16 protein-coding genes and 1 tRNA gene are annotated in these 14,854 nt (G+C 50.2%); 13 read left to right on the plus strand and 4 right to left on the minus strand.

Translation table 11 applies throughout. The features are described 5' to 3' along the window. Positions 1–2 precede the first annotated feature (2 nt). From PsAD46_RS14360 to PsAD46_RS14380, 5 genes are all read left to right on the plus strand, one after another. A complete protein-coding gene (locus tag PsAD46_RS14360; RefSeq protein WP_063288350.1) occupies positions 3–407 on the plus strand; it encodes a hypothetical protein in 405 nt (134 codons plus the stop codon). Between the two features lie 61 nt (positions 408–468). After that, complete coding sequence (locus PsAD46_RS14365; protein ID WP_063307198.1) at positions 469–963, plus strand: rod-binding protein; 495 nt, start codon at positions 469–471, stop codon at positions 961–963. Further along, positions 964–1,416: a hypothetical protein gene (locus tag PsAD46_RS14370; protein WP_063293137.1), complete on the plus strand. Its 453-nt coding sequence runs from the start codon at positions 964–966 to the stop codon at positions 1,414–1,416. It begins immediately after the preceding gene. Positions 1,417–1,422: 6 nt separating this feature from the next. After that, positions 1,423–1,914, plus strand: a complete 492-nt coding sequence (locus PsAD46_RS14375; protein ID WP_057466040.1) for a flagellar basal body-associated FliL family protein — start codon at positions 1,423–1,425, stop codon at positions 1,912–1,914. A gap of 64 nt (positions 1,915–1,978) precedes the next feature. Next, positions 1,979–2,275: a hypothetical protein gene (locus PsAD46_RS14380; RefSeq protein ID WP_208980746.1), complete on the plus strand. Its 297-nt coding sequence runs from the start codon at positions 1,979–1,981 to the stop codon at positions 2,273–2,275. A gap of 51 nt (positions 2,276–2,326) precedes the next feature. Here the strand turns inward: PsAD46_RS14380 and PsAD46_RS14385 are convergent, their stop codons facing one another. Both PsAD46_RS14385 and PsAD46_RS14390 read right to left on the minus strand, forming a co-directional pair. Continuing rightward, positions 2,327–3,007: a GntR family transcriptional regulator gene (locus PsAD46_RS14385; protein ID WP_063288353.1), complete on the minus strand. Its 681-nt coding sequence runs from the start codon at positions 3,005–3,007 to the stop codon at positions 2,327–2,329. A 263-nt stretch (positions 3,008–3,270) separates the two neighbouring features. Beyond that, the gene (locus PsAD46_RS14390; RefSeq protein WP_057466042.1) at positions 3,271–3,483 is read right to left on the minus strand and encodes a SlyX family protein; all 213 of its coding nucleotides are present in this window, start codon (positions 3,481–3,483) and stop codon (positions 3,271–3,273) included. A gap of 452 nt (positions 3,484–3,935) precedes the next feature. Between PsAD46_RS14390 and PsAD46_RS14395 the strand changes: the two genes are divergently transcribed. From PsAD46_RS14395 to trpB, 8 genes are all read left to right on the plus strand, one after another. After that, positions 3,936–4,379 (plus strand): MerR family DNA-binding transcriptional regulator, encoded by a 444-nt coding sequence (locus tag PsAD46_RS14395; RefSeq protein WP_057466043.1) that lies wholly within the window; start codon positions 3,936–3,938, stop codon positions 4,377–4,379. Positions 4,380–4,964: 585 nt separating this feature from the next. Further along, positions 4,965–6,554: an ABC transporter substrate-binding protein gene (locus PsAD46_RS14400; protein WP_275496399.1), complete on the plus strand. Its 1,590-nt coding sequence runs from the start codon at positions 4,965–4,967 to the stop codon at positions 6,552–6,554. A gap of 127 nt (positions 6,555–6,681) precedes the next feature. Next, positions 6,682–7,692: an ABC transporter permease subunit gene (locus PsAD46_RS14405; RefSeq protein ID WP_063288354.1), complete on the plus strand. Its 1,011-nt coding sequence runs from the start codon at positions 6,682–6,684 to the stop codon at positions 7,690–7,692. A 3-nt stretch (positions 7,693–7,695) separates the two neighbouring features. Beyond that, positions 7,696–8,595 (plus strand): ABC transporter permease subunit, encoded by a 900-nt coding sequence (locus tag PsAD46_RS14410; protein WP_063288355.1) that lies wholly within the window; start codon positions 7,696–7,698, stop codon positions 8,593–8,595. Between the two features lie 2 nt (positions 8,596–8,597). Continuing rightward, positions 8,598–9,440: an ABC transporter ATP-binding protein gene (locus tag PsAD46_RS14415; RefSeq protein WP_063293134.1), complete on the plus strand. Its 843-nt coding sequence runs from the start codon at positions 8,598–8,600 to the stop codon at positions 9,438–9,440. Beyond that, entirely contained in the window at positions 9,440–10,267 is an 828-nt protein-coding gene (locus PsAD46_RS14420; protein WP_063307199.1) for a dipeptide ABC transporter ATP-binding protein, read from the plus strand. The genes PsAD46_RS14415 and PsAD46_RS14420 overlap by 1 nt, the downstream gene beginning before the upstream one ends. A gap of 424 nt (positions 10,268–10,691) precedes the next feature. Further along, positions 10,692–12,275, plus strand: coding sequence for an ABC transporter substrate-binding protein (locus tag PsAD46_RS14425; RefSeq protein ID WP_063307200.1), 1,584 nt, complete (start codon positions 10,692–10,694; stop codon positions 12,273–12,275). A gap of 704 nt (positions 12,276–12,979) precedes the next feature. Beyond that, a complete protein-coding gene (gene trpB, locus PsAD46_RS14430; protein WP_063288359.1) occupies positions 12,980–14,197 on the plus strand; it encodes a tryptophan synthase subunit beta in 1,218 nt (405 codons plus the stop codon). A 57-nt stretch (positions 14,198–14,254) separates the two neighbouring features. On the opposite strand, the gene PsAD46_RS14435 is transcribed toward trpB, so the two are convergent. After that, positions 14,255–14,437, minus strand: coding sequence for a hypothetical protein (locus PsAD46_RS14435; protein WP_057466048.1), 183 nt, complete (start codon positions 14,435–14,437; stop codon positions 14,255–14,257). A gap of 254 nt (positions 14,438–14,691) precedes the next feature. Continuing rightward, positions 14,692–14,767 (minus strand) — tRNA-Val (locus tag PsAD46_RS14440). Positions 14,768–14,854: the final 87 nt, after the last annotated feature.

A 14,854-nucleotide genomic window follows, 5' to 3' on the forward strand; every position in this document is an offset into this window, starting at 1 on the left:
CCATGGATAAAGCACGCATCACACGCCTCCGGCGCATTTTGAAGGTTCAGGAACAAAAAGAGCAGATGATCAAGTACGACATCGCGGTTCTTGATAGCGAAATTCAAAGGTGCGACGAAGAGAGCGAGGAGTTGGTCAGCCACTGGGGACGTCATGAAGGGGAGTTGCGTGAAGTGATGAACCGGGCGATCTCCAGGCGTCTGGAGACCAACAACAGAAATAAGTCTCTGAAGGAAAAGCACAAGGGCGAGTTGCTCGGCAAGTTGCTTGATCAGAAGAGGCAGACCTCCATGACTGAAAAGCATCATGGCAAAGCTCTGGTGTCTTATCACCGGACCGAAGAGAAAAAGCAGCTTCAGGAAATCGCCGAGCTACAGGCGGCGCCTAAGAAGGTCAGGCCCAGATAAGTCTGAGAAATTAGGGTCTTTCCAATTATATATGCCCTTCTTTTGACTAGTGGGAGTGCTCATGGCCATTCAGCCTGTCAGCGATCTTGTTCTGGACGTAATAAATCAAGCCGACCCTTTTGAGGTCAGAGCTGCCACGCGCTCTCTTAAGGCTCCCGCCGTCGTTTCAAAGGATTTGCCCGTCTCTGAGCCATCATGGGCCTTAAGTAGCTTTTCCAGGTTTATGGCGGAAGCTGACAATGCATCCGGCACGGTTCAGGCAAGAGGGCAGGAGGGCGTTGAGAGCTTAAAATCAATGGCCAACCGCTACTCCAAGAAGCTTGAGACAGCTGATCTCGGTGAGAAGCTGGAAAGTGCTGTCTTGCAGACCTTCGTAAAATCCATGCTGCCAAAGGAGACTGAAAACGTCTATGGCGGCGGGACAGCAGGCACCATGTGGAAAGGCTTGATGGCGGAGCAGCTCGCAAACCAACTCGCCAAAACAGGTTCTCTTGGTCTGGCAGAAATGCTCTTGCCAGATACCATTCGTCCAACTCTCCCAAAGCAAGAGGCATAAATGTCTGAGATGATCGACAGTGAGCACAAGGAACTGGTTTTACATGATGAAAAACCAGTGGTTCAGGATACTGGGCAGCTTGATGACACCGACGCTTACATCTTGCCGGAAGACTACATTGCTCTTTCAAAAAGTATCGGACGTGTAGACAAGCTGCTGTCGACTGAAAATGAAGCTCTTATCGGCAAGGGTGACATTGATCTTGAAGAGAGCGCCTATCTCAAAGGCCGCGCGATGCTTGATCTTGATATGGCGGGCAAGGCAGTTGGCCCTGAAAATTTGCCAAGCGAGATCGTTGTCCGGCTTCAGGAACTTCAGGAAAAGCTTGCAGTTAATATGAAGCTGCTGTCGACCCAGCTCAATGCTGTCAAAGAAGTATCTGGTCTCCTGTCGCAAGTGATGAAGGATCATGACTCTGATGGCACCTATGAATCTCTGGTTGGAAGCTGGTAAAAACGTATGTTGAAAGTTCTCGTAACCGGAGTTTGGATCTGTCTCGTCACCGTCGGTGCAGCCTACTTTACAGCTCTGTACAAGACCGACTTTGATCCGATGCTGCAAAAGAATGCGCATTTGGAAGGACTGGATTATCAAAGCACACCGACCATCAACGTTCCAGTACTCGAAGATGGCAAGATCCACGGTTATATTGTGGCGCAGTTTGTGTTCACGGTTGATAGTGAACTGCTTGCAAAGCTGGCGGTTCCACCTCATGCGTTCATCGTCGATGAAGCTTTCCGTATCATTTACAGCAAGGCTGACAAAGAGTTCGCCCAGCTGAAAAAATCTGACCTGAAGGAGTTGACCGACGAGGTCCGTGACCGCGTCAACGAACGCTTCGCGACAGATATCGTGCAGGACGTCCTCATTCAGGACTTTACATTCCATGTGCCTGCGAGTTTGAGGGACAACATTGTTGAAAATGCTGCCAAACAGGCAGCGGCTTCATAATGTATCGACGACGATGATTATCTAGATGAATTGCCAGTATAAAATTTTGCACCGAGCTGTTGGAGTGGTCGACGTACAGGATGAGGGGCGTGATATCAGAGCCAACGCTGTGGTCGTCATGCGCCCTGGAGCTGCCCCTCCCTCCTACGAGATCCTTTACGCCCCTATTAAGCTCTCTCAGATGTCTGCGGGGATGGTTACAGGAATGACACCTCACGGTGAGGTGCGTTTGCGGCTCTCAGGCATTTACGGTGCAAAGCGACCGGTAATTCAAACAGATCAACCATATTTGGTTCTGCTCGGGGCAAGCGGGCGCAACGCCCGGATCGATACCTTTAAAATGCCAAAAACTGAGCAATAAAAAAGCGGAGCACAGGCTCCGCTTTTTGCTTATTGATTGAGATCTCTGAACCTAAGCGTTGTCGCCAGTCTTTTCAGCTTGCTTGACTGCAAAGTTGGTCAGATGGTCCATCATCTCGACAGCTGCCGCTTCTGCCTTCTCTGCATCGTTGTTTGCCAAAGCTTCAGCAAGCTTATGGTGGCGAATAGCAGAATCTTCGAGCTTTTCAGCACCGCGGAAAGCACTCCAGGCCCGGCGGCTCATAGTCTGTAGCGGAGCCACAGCGCGAGCTGTAAACGGGTTCCGAGAGACGGCACAGAGCACTTCATCAAAAACCTTATCTGCACGCAGGTAGCCCTTCACATCGCCTGCACGGGCCTGCGCAAGGATTTCTTCAGCACACTGGTGCAGAGCTTCGCGCTCTTCTGCGGTCGCACGCTTCACGGCGGAAGCGACGAGGAGCTGCTCCAAAGGCTTTCTGGTTTCCAGAACCAGAACGTACTCGGAAGTCTCAATCTCAGAAACAAACAGGCCTTTGCGCGGGCGAATAACGATCAGCCCTTCGGTTGAAAGGCGTTTGATGGCCTCGCGCACTGGAGTCCGGCCGATGCCGGTCCGTTCGCAAAGGTCACCTTCAGTCAGCGCCATGCCAGGCGCAAGGTCAAGGTTGACGATCAGCTCTTCAATCAGACGATAAGCTTTATCGGCAAGGCTCTCCTTTTTATGGGTCGCCAGTATCTGCTCAATAGCCATTGGGTTTCTTTCTCATCCAGGCTTTTTTGTTCTCAGGTGCTGTTCAAAAAAGGACAGCAGTGGCAGCCCTTATAGGCGGCGGAACAGAAAATTGTATTGTTCACTCTCGTAACGTTGAGTGATCCACGAAAAAAGGGCCTGCGTTCAAGCACAGCAGACCTGTCATCTCTTAATATCAGGTTTCCCCTTACCTGAGTATACCTATCTTTGCTGATGTTCAGCAGGAAAATAGTTTCCTCTTAGTATAGGAAAAGCCTGTTTGCTCAGTAATGTGGAGGTTTCTGGTTTGCAGGTGTTTGTTCAACCAGATCCTGAATATCAAGCAGGTGGTCCTTCATCTGTCCCATTGCTGAGACGAGTCGGTCGAGAACCTGTGCCTGATTGGAGACCACATCATTGAGTGTTTCGATCGTTTCGTTCTGGTGTGCGATATGCATTTCCAGTTCGTCGACCCGTTCCTCAAGACTCTTACTCATAACTTATCCTAGAGCGTATCTCCTTGAAGAGCCAATCGGTTCGCAAAAGAGGATACGCATACAAATAACTGAAATGACCTAAGCCAAAGGCAAGTTGCTTCAGTAGGCGTCGTAGGGGCAGGGGTCTTCCAAAACCTCAAACTTGTCAAGTCTGGGGAATGCGGCAGCGCAATAAAAATTCAAAAACACGCAGGATACGGATGTTCTATGGCATCTCTTGTGGGTTTATCCCGTTCTTTTTTACAAGGCGCTATCGATATCTCGCAATATTACCTATCTGGCTAATTGCAATTTGTGTTGATTTCTGATGGTTATCCTATAGGTAAAGATTAGGAAGAAAACGAGAAGCCGTAAACGCAATGACAATTTGGTGATATAGTGTCGCCGTTATGGTAATGCTTTACGGCGACGTTAGGTAACGTCAATCAAGTTCTTCAATGTTAGGGGGATGCATGTCTGAGAGAAGAGAAGAAACGCTGAACCCTCTCGCGGAAGCGGAAAAAGAAACGGGTCACGCCGATCAGGAACTTTTTGGAATTGGCGATCTGGCTGAAGAGTTTGAGATCTCTACCCGATCCATCCGGTTTTATGAGAGTAAGGGTCTGATCTCACCTCAGCGCGTCAATGGTGTGCGTATCTATAACCGCAAAGACAGAGCGCGCCTGGCGTTGATCTTGCGCGGTAAGGCGATTGGTTCCTCTCTTTCCGAGATCAAACACTTCCTGGACCTTTATGGTCAGCACGGGGAAGGGCACCGCCAGCAGCTTGAGTACCTTGGATCTAGAACCGGGGAAGTGCTGAAGGAGCTGAGCGCGAGAAAAGAAGCGCTGGAAGTCACGATCTCCGAAATCCAGTCCATACATGACGAATGTATGGCTAAGCTTTCAGAAGAATAAAAACACTCCAAAACCAGTTAGATAATAGGCTTGTGTGACACGCAATACGCGTATCTGCAGGCCTAAACTCGTATAAGCTACTGATAGTATTGTGTAAAAACTGTTTAAATAATCAAATTCGATTCTAAAGTATAATTACGACACCGCAAATATATGGTAAGAATACCTATGTAATTTCAGGTAAGTAAGAAGGAATAAAACAACCTGAGGATGCAGTTCTAGGTAGTCGTACCGATTAGACAGTGCTTCTGAAATTTTTAATTATTTCCGAAGTCAGAAACGAAACTTAATGTTCTAAAATCGACCATCGAAGAATTAATCGCATATGATTGTGCGATGTCGTTGATTTGGTTTGAGCTATGAGTGGGTAATCTCGTCGCGGAATTACGTGCAAGCCGAAATCGAAAAACCTGAAGACTGTATCTCGCAGGGAAACCGCGTCATGCATCTTTATGTGGAGAAGACGGCCTTCCATCCTTCCGTTGCCGGAGTAGTCTCTCAAAGCCAAAATCCCTGAATAAACTGCAGCAATAAGCAGTGTTGAAGAACAACTGGAACAAGCAATAAAACGGAATGAGAATACCAATGTCCTTGAAAAAAAGCCTCTTGCTTGGTGGTAGCCTGTTCGCAGCAGCAGTTGTGGCTGGCCCTGTAATGGCAAAAACTCTCGTGTACTGTTCTGAAGGATCTCCGGAAGGCTTTACACCGTCTCTGTACACCGCAGGCACCACATTTGATGCAAGCTCGCGTCAGATCTACAACAAGCTGGTGGAGTTCAAGCCTGGCACAACCGAAGTTGCTCCGGCACTGGCTGAAAGCTGGGAAGTTTCTGAGGATGGCAAGGAATACACCTTCCACCTTCGCAAGGGTGTAAAATTCCACGACACAAAGTGGTTCACACCAACCCGTGATTTCAATGCCGATGACGTGATCTTCTCATTCGACCGTCAGGGCAACAAAGAAAACCCATATCATAACGTATCTGGCGGTACCTACGAGTACTTTAACGCCATGGACATGCCTGACCTGATCGACAGCATTGAAAAGATTGACGACTACACCGTCAAATTCAAGCTGACCCGTCCAGAAGCACCAATGATTGCGAACCTTGCAATGGACTTCGCCTCCATCCAGTCTGCTGAATATGCAGACTCAATGGTGAACAGCAAGGACACCTTTGATCAGAAGCCAGTTGGTACCGGTCCTTTCCAGCTCGTTGGCTACCAGAAAGACGCTCTGATCCGCTATAAAGCAAACCCTGATTACTGGAATGGCAAAGCGCCACTCGACAATCTGGTCTTTGCAATCACACCAGATGCATCTGTGCGCTATCAAAAGCTTGCTGCAGGTGAATGTCAGGTGATGGCATATCCAAACCCGGCTGACCTGGATGCAATGTCCAAAGATCCAAACGTCACCCTTCTGCAGCAGGAAGGTCTGAATGTTGGCTACATGGCCTACAACACCCAGCAGGCACCGTTTGATAATCCAAAAGTGCGTAAAGCGCTGAACATGGCTATCAACAAGCAGGCAATTCTGGATGCTGTGTTCCAGGGTGTAGGCCAGATCGCGAAAAACCCGATCCCGCCAACAATGTGGTCTTACAACAACGAAATCGTTGATGACCCATATGATCCGGCAGCGGCAAAGGCAGCCTTGGAAGCAGAGGGCGTCAAAGATCTGACAATGAAGATCTGGGCGATGCCTGTTCAGCGTCCATACAACCCGAATGCACGTCGTATGGCTGAAGTCCTTCAGGCAGACTTCGCGAAAATCGGTGTTAAAGTCGAGATCGTCAGCTACGAGTGGGGTGAGTACCTTAAGCGTTCTTCTGACATCAATCGTGACGGCGCAGTTCTGCTGGGTTGGACTGGTGACAATGGTGACCCGGACAACTTCCTTGCAGTGCTGATGTCTTGCGATGCAGTGGGCGGTTCCAACCGTGCGCAGTGGTGTAATGATGAATTTAATGATCTTGTTGTACAAGCCAAACAGGTATCTGACGTAGATGAACGCACAAGACTTTATGAGGAAGCTCAGGTAGTATTCAAACGTGAGGCGCCTTGGGCAACTATTGCGCACTCTCTTGTCTCTGAGCCGATCAGTGTTCGTGTTGAAAACTACAAGATTGATCCGTTTGGTGGCCATTACTTCTATGGCGTAGATCTGAAGTAGAAATAATTTTCCGCTGGACAATTTGTATCCCGGCGATGTATTCGCCGGGATACTTTTTTGGAAAAGTCTTCCATACCGCAAGTGGTGGCTTGCGGATAAACAATCCTCTGATTGGTGTGACTGAAGTATGCTTCGTCTCATATTAAAAAAACTGGGTTTGCTCATCCCGACCTTTATCGGGGTTACTCTGACCTCGTTCTTCTTCATTCGCCTGCTGCCAGGCGATCCAATTCTGCTTTTGGCTGGCGAACGCGGTGTGAGCCCTGAACGCTATCAAGAACTTATGGTGCAGTTCGGCTACAATGAACCGATCTGGCAACAGTATTTCACTTACTTGGGCAATTTGGTTCAAGGCGATCTTGGCGTATCTATTGTCACAAAACAGCCTGTTCTTCAGGAGTTTATGACGCTCTTCCCGGCAACGGTTGAGCTTGGCCTCTGTGCAATTCTGTTTGCAATCGTCGTCGGGCTTCCTGCTGGTATTATCGCAGCTGTAAAGCGCGGTAAGGCACTGGACCATACTGTTATGACAACAGCGTTGGCCGGTTATTCCATGCCAATCTTCTGGTGGGGCCTGCTGCTGATCATCTTCTTCTCCGGCATTTTGGGGTGGACACCTGTTTCAGGTCGTATCTCTCTGTTGTACTGGATTGAGCCTGTTACAGGCTTCATGTTGATCGACACATTGCTCTCAGATGAGCCTGGTGCATTCATCTCGGCTGTAAGCCATCTGATTCTCCCAACCGTCGTTCTGGGCACTATTCCACTGGCAGTTATTGCGCGTCAGACGCGCTCTGCCATGTTGGAAGTTCTGGATGAAGATTATGTGCGTACTGCACGTGCAAAGGGTCTCTCCAACTTCCGTGTGGTCGGCATTCATGCTCTGCGGAATGCGCTTATTCCGGTCATCACCATTATTGGTTTGCAGATCGGCGTGCTGTTTGGCGGCGCAATCCTGACAGAGAGCATCTTCTCCTGGCCGGGAATCGGCAAGTGGATGGTTGATAGTATTTTCCGTCGTGACTACCCGGTTGTGCAGGGCGGTCTTTTGATGATTGCTGCAATCGTCATGATCGTGAACCTGATTGTGGACCTGATGTACGGTCTGGTTAATCCGAAAATTCGGCATACGGAGTAAATCATGGCTGACGTGACACAAAATTCCGGACCGGATACCCGGTTTGAACTTATCGTCAATTTCTGGAGACATTTCCGCACCAACAAAGGGGCTGTTGCGGGTCTGATCTTCTTCCTGACGCTTGTTGTGATTGCTGTGGGAGCAGCTTTTATTGCACCTCATTCACCAATCGAACAGTACCGCGATGCGCTGCTCCTGCCACCAGCATGGCAGGAAGGTGGAAGCTGGTCTTACGTTCTTGGCACAGATGCTGTGGGTCGTGACCTGCTGTCTCGCCTGATTTACGGCAGCCAGTTCTCGCTCTTCATTGGTGTGGTGGTTGTATCTGTTGCGCTTGTTGTTGGTGTGTGTCTCGGTCTGGTGGCCGGTACGTTTGGTGGTTGGGTTGATACCATCATCATGCGTATCATGGACATCATTCTGGCATTTCCGTCCTTGCTGCTGGCCTTGGTGCTTGTTGCTATTCTCGGCCCATCGCTCCTCAACGCGATGATCGCGATCGCGATTGTGCAGCAGCCATACTATGTGCGTCTCACCCGAGCATCAGTGATGTCCGAAATGAGCCGTGAGTATGTGATGGCCGCGCGTGTTTCCGGTGTTGGTACTCTGCGTCTGATGTTCGTGACTGTGCTGCCAAACTGTATGGCTCCACTCATCGTGCAGGCAGCGCTTTCCTTCTCCACCGCGATCCTTGATGCAGCGGCTCTGGGCTTCCTCGGTATGGGTGCTCAGCCACCTCAGCCGGAATGGGGCACAATGCTTGCTGAATCTCGCGAGTTCATCCTGCGTGCGCCATGGGTTGTAACTTTCCCGGGTATTGCGATTTTAACCACAGTGCTGGCAATCAACTTGATCGGTGATGGCCTGCGTGATGCTCTCGATCCTAAACTGAAGAGGAGCTGACGATGGCCCTTCTTGAAATTGAAAACCTAACGGTTGAATTCGACACGGTTGATGGACGTTTCCGGGCTCTGGATGGCGTGAGCTATTCCGTTGACGCAGGTGAAGTTCTTGCTGTTGTGGGTGAAAGTGGATCTGGTAAATCTGTAGCCATGTTGGCTGTTATGGGCCTGCTGGCCAACAACGGTCATCTGTGGGCGGACAAGCTGGAGTTCGAAGGTTATGACCTTCTGACCATGTCTGCAAAAAAGCGCCGCGAGATCATTGGTAAAGACATTTCCATGATCTTCCAGGAGCCAATTGCAAGCTTGAACCCATGCTTCACTGTGGGCGCTCAGATTGATGAGACCCTCAAAGAGCACACCACGATGAGCCGCGGTGAACGCAAAACACGGGCGATTGAGCTGCTCGACTCCGTCGGGATGCCTGAATCTGCGAAGGCGCTGAAAAAGTACCCGCACCAGATGTCCGGTGGTCAGTGCCAACGTGTGATGATTGCCATGGCAATTGCGTGTAAGCCAAAGCTGCTGATCGCTGATGAGCCAACAACTGCGCTCGACGTGACCATTCAAAAGCAGATCCTCGATCTGCTCCTTGATCTGCAGAAAGAAAGCGGCATGGGCCTGATTATGATCACTCATGATATGGCAGTGGTTGCTGAAACGGCTGACCGTGTGGTGGTTCAGTACAAAGGCAAGAAGATGGAAGAGTCAGATGTTCTCTCACTCTTTGAAAGCCCAAAGAACCCATACACCAAGGCTCTGCTTTCCGCGCTTCCTGAAAACGCAACAGGTGATCGTTTGCCAACGGTCTCTGATTTTCACCTCGGCGATGAAGGAGCTGCATAATGGCTGACGATATCATCCTCGAAGCGCGCAATCTGGTTCGCGAATATCGCACCAAAGAAGGTATCTTCGGAAAAGAGCATGTTAACCGTGCTCTGAAGGGCATCAGCTTTTCTCTGGAACGCGGCAAGACGCTTGCTGTGGTGGGAGAATCCGGCTGCGGCAAGTCCACACTGGCGCGTATCCTGACCTTGATCGATCCGGCAACAGCAGGGGAGCTTCTCATTGAGGGCAACCCGATCGACATCTCAAAGGAAAAGCTGTCCAAGGACATGCGCTCCAAGGTGCAGATCGTGTTCCAGAACCCGTATGGGTCTTTGAACCCGCGCCAGCGTGTTGGTGATGTTCTCACCGAACCTTTGATGATCAACACCAACTTGTCTCCAGCTGAGCGCCGCGACAAGGCGATGGAAATGCTGGTGAAGGTCGGTCTTGGCCCTGAGCATTTTAACCGCTATCCGCACATGTTCTCTGGTGGTCAGCGTCAGCGTATCGCGATTGGTCGTGCACTGGTTCTCAACCCGTCACTCCTCATTCTTGATGAGCCTGTTTCAGCGTTGGATCTGTCCGTTCAGGCTCAGATCCTGAACTTGCTGGCTGATTTGCAGGATGAGTTCAACCTGACTTACCTGTTCATTTCCCACGATTTGTCTGTGGTGCGCTACATCGCGGACAAGGTCATGGTGATGTATTATGGCGAAGTGGTTGAGTACGGCACGCGCGACGAAGTGTTTGGAAATCCTCAGCATGAGTATACCCAGACACTGTTCAACGCGACGCCTCAGGCAGACATCGCTCACATCAAAGCGCGGCTTGCCGCTTCTCACTAAGCTGATTGTGTAGTTTGAAAATTAAAAGGGCGGTTCCCATCGGGGAGCCGCCCTTTGTCATTTCATTAACGATTTTCCCAATTAAGTGCAATGTTGAAACAATTTCTTTGAAAAATGCGCAATTAAGAGGAGATTTTACCGAGAATTACGTATAAGGTACTCCCGTTTGCAGCTGTTGCATATGGGGTGTGCTGGGGAGGACACGATGCAGCGGAGGAGGGCTTATTTTGTGCTCTATCCGCGCTATTTCTTCCTGAAATCATTCTGAACATGGCTTCTTCTTTGAGAAGAGGTTCGTAGGCTTGAGGTGAGCCTGCGGTGTGGCGCTGCAAAATCCTATGAGAAGAACTGCATCAAGCAGCTTCGATAAATGATCAAAGGCCTTGGCTTTTGCATTCACTTTAGGTGATTGGGGACACGAGAAATGAAAAAATCAATTCTTATGGGCAGTGTGTTGGCTGCAACAATGGCGTTTGCTGCACCAAGCATGGCCAAAACACTGGTATACTGCTCAGAAGGTTCTCCTGAGGGCTTCACACCAGCGCTCTACACAGCAGGCACAACATTTGATGCGTCTTCTAAAAACATATTTAATAGGCTGGTTGAATTCGAGCGTGGCACGACAAAGACTGTTCCAGGACTAGCTGAAAGCTGGGACGTATCTGAAGATGGTAAGGAATACACCTTCAAGCTGCGTAAGGGCGTAAAATTCCACACCACCAAAGACTTCACTCCAACGCGTGATTTCAACGCGGACGACGTGATCTTCTCCTTCGACCGTCAGGGCAACAAAGAAAACCCATACTTCAGCGTTTCCGGCGGTAACTACGAATACTTCAACGCAATGTCCATGCCTGATCTCATCAAAGAGATCGTGAAGGTAGACGACTACACTGTGAAGTTCGTTCTGACTCGTCCAGAAGCTCCAATGATCGCAAACCTTGCGATGGATTTTGCTTCCATTCACTCTGCTGAATACGCAGAGAAGATGATGGACAATCAGGATGCCTTCGATCAGAACCCTGTTGGCACCGGCCCATTCCAGCTGGTTGGCTACCAGAAAGATGCGTTGATCCGCTATAAAGCAAACCCGGATTACTGGGCTGGCAAAGCACCGCTTGACAATCTGGTATTTGCGATCACTCCAGACGCATCCGTTCGCTATCAGAAGCTGAAAGCTGGCGAATGTCACGTAATGCCTTATCCAAACCCAGCTGACATTGCAGCAATGAAGGATGATCCATCGATCAACCTCATGCAGCAGGAAGGCCTGAACGTTGGATATCTGGCATACAACACTAAGCAGGCGCCTTACGACAATCCAAAGGTGCGTAAAGCGCTGAACATGGCTGTCAACAAACAGGCAATTCTGGATGCAGTGTTCCAGGGTGCTGGTAAAGTCGCTTCCAACCCAATCCCGCCGACCATCTGGTCTTACAATGCAGACCTTCAGGATGATAAGTATGATCCGGTTGCTGCAAAAGCTGCTCTGGAAGCAGAAGGCGTCAAAGATCTGAAGATGAAGATCTGGGCGATGCCTGTTCAGCGTCCATACAACCCGAACGCACGTCGTATGGCTGAAGTTATTCAGGGCGACTTCGCGAAGGCTGGTGTTGACGTTGAGATCGTTTCCTACGAGTGGGGTGAGTACCTGAAGCGCTCTAAAGAGCTGGACCGTGACGGTGCTGTTCTACTGGGCTGGACTGGTGACAATGGTGACCCGGACAACTTCCTCGCAGTTCTTCTCGGCTGTGACGGCGTTGGTGGTTCCAACCGCGCTCAGTGGTGCAACGCTGAGTTTGAAGACCTGATCCAGAAAGCGAAAGTAACTGCAGACGTTGCTGAGCGTACCAAGCTTTATGAGCAGGCACAGGTGGTCTTCAAGCGTGAAGCTCCATGGGCGACCATCGCTCACTCTGTTGTATCTAAGCCAGTCTCAGTTAACGTAAAAGACTTCAAGATTGACCCATTCGGAGGTCACATCTTCTACGGCGTTGACCTCAAGTAATTCAGAGTTCTCTCTGGAATGCGAAAAGCCCCGGCCATGTGCTGGGGCTTTTTTGTTTCTGTATGCCAGTGTGTAAAGACTTATCCCCCTGGCTCAAAACCATGCCCATACTAAGCGCATGCCTACGTAACGGGCTGCTGGCGGAGCGACCGTCAGTGTGTCGTAGGCTGGGTTGGGCTGTTGGAAGACGTAACGCACCTTTCAGTGGTCCGGTGAACCGAACTTCAAACGTGACCGCATGGTTTGAGGGGAAGGGCCCAGGACTATAGGGTATCACGCGGTGATAGATGCAGATGTACCGGCAGTAAAACCTGCTTTTGCAGATGCGTTTGTCAAAGACGGAGGAACTGTTCGGGCATGGAAACGTGTCTGGATAAGCCATTGTCTTTTCAGGAAACTGACTATCGTGCCTTATAGGCAAAAGAGGCGACGTTGTTCATTCAAAGAAAGCCCGGGCAAGGCGTGTAGCCAATGCCGAAGAAACTAACTTACCAAACAGCGCAGGTATTGCCTGCCGCCTTGCTCATCCCGACTTCCGGGAATTCTGTTCCACCACTGCATGGAAGGCCATGCGGTGCTTTAAGTGCTTGTTTATCTGCCAAGAAATCAGTGACTAGTTCCAATTACCAGATGGATTGCCCCGCACGGCTTAAAGTAGCATCAGTCCCATACATATAGATAATGGGCTGGGAGAGCGTGAGCTGATGGACAATTATTTAAAAGAGTTCCCGAACAAAGAAGGCTACTTCGGTGAGTATGGCGGTGCATTTCTGCCACCTGAGCTGGTGCCTCAGTTCGAAGAGATCGCGAAAGCCTACGAAAAGATCTCTGGCGATGCATCCTACATCAACGAGCTGCGCTACATCCGCAAGCACTTTCAGGGCCGCCCAACCCCCATCTCGCATGCACGCAATCTGTCCAACCGGATTGGCTCAGGCGCGAACATTTACTTAAAGCGGGAAGACCTGAACCACTCCGGCGCCCACAAGCTCAACCACTGCATGGCAGAGGCTCTGCTGGCAAAACATATGGGCAAGAAGAAACTCATCGCAGAAACCGGGGCAGGCCAACACGGCGTGGCCTTAGCAACAGCTGCAGCTTACTTTGAGCTAGACTGCGAAATTCACATGGGTGAAGTGGACATCGAGAAAGAGCATCCAAATGTTGTCCGCATGCAGTTATTGGGTGCAAAGCTCGTACCGGTTGGTTTCGGCGGTCGCACGCTGAAAGAGGCAGTGGACTCTGCGTTCACATCCTATCTGGAGCAGGCCGATGAGGCGCTGTTCGCAATCGGCTCTGTGGTAGGCCCGCACCCATTCCCGCGTATGGTACGTGACTTCCAGCAGATCGTAGGCATCGAGGCCCGTGAGCAGTTTACCGAGATGACCGGCAATCTGCCAGACCATGCTGTGGCATGTGTTGGTGGCGGCTCAAACGCAATGGGCCTCTTCTCTGGCTTCATTCAGGATAAATCAGTCAAGCTGCACGGTGTCGAGCCAATGGGCAAAGGGCCTGAGCTTGGGCAGCACGCAGCAACCATGACGTTCGGCAAGCCGGGCATGCTCCATGGTTTCAAGTGCCGTGTTCTGGAAGATGAAGCAGGCAACCCTGCGCCAGTGCATTCAATTGCCTCTGGTTTGGACTACCCAGGTGTCGGACCTGAACACTCCTACCTGCATGATATCGGTAAGGTGCACTACAGCTCAGCGACCGATGATGAGACCCTGCAAGCCTTCTGGGCACTCTCGCGTTATGAGGGGATCATTCCTGCACTGGAAAGCTCTCACGCAGTCGCATATGCGATGAAGCTCGCCAAGGAGTGTCCGGGAGAGACAATCCTCGTCAATCTGTCGGGGCGTGGTGATAAGGATCTGGATTATGTCGCCGACAACTTCGGTACAGGCGAAGATCTGAAGATATAAGAAGGACAGAGAAGGGGGGCTTCGGCTCCCTTTCTTAACGCGGATCGAATAGTTTAATCAGGCGTTCCGATTTCGGATCGCGACAAAAGAAGTGTAAGAAACGCCGCCTGCGCCTGAGATAAAGGCTGCAACATCACGTGCCGGGCCGCCATACATCACGGTTTGGAAAACAACCACGAAAAAGAACAGCATCACAGACGCTGCAAAAGTCTTGCCGATAAACAAAAATATCCGGTTCATAGACGTGGTCCTGATCTTTAAATCTGCCCAAATTTCAGAAGCCCATCTTAGAAAAACTGTTTCAGACTTTCAAAGAATTTCTGCTTCAAAACAAAGAGTTGTGATGTGCACCACGAAAACTCCAAGGCACAACATGTTTCCAAACCCTCTGGGGCAATATGGGGAGGCAGAGTGTATGTACAAGGAAAATAATGGAAGAAAATAAAAAAGCCTCCGCGAATAATCGGGAAACTGAAAGCCTTCATAAGAAGGAATGGTGGGCGATGAGAGACTCGAACTCCCGACATCTTCGGTGTAAACGAAGCGCTCTACCAACTGAGCTAATCGCCCCCGTAGGGTGGTACGCCGTGTGGCGTGAGGAGGTGTTTAGGGCCTTTGACGGGTTCTCGCAAGCCCCTGAAGAAACTTTTCCCAAAA

Origin of the sequence: Pseudovibrio sp. Ad46 (genome assembly GCF_001623065.1) — a bacterium.
Lineage (GTDB): Bacteria > Pseudomonadota > Alphaproteobacteria > Rhizobiales > Stappiaceae > Pseudovibrio.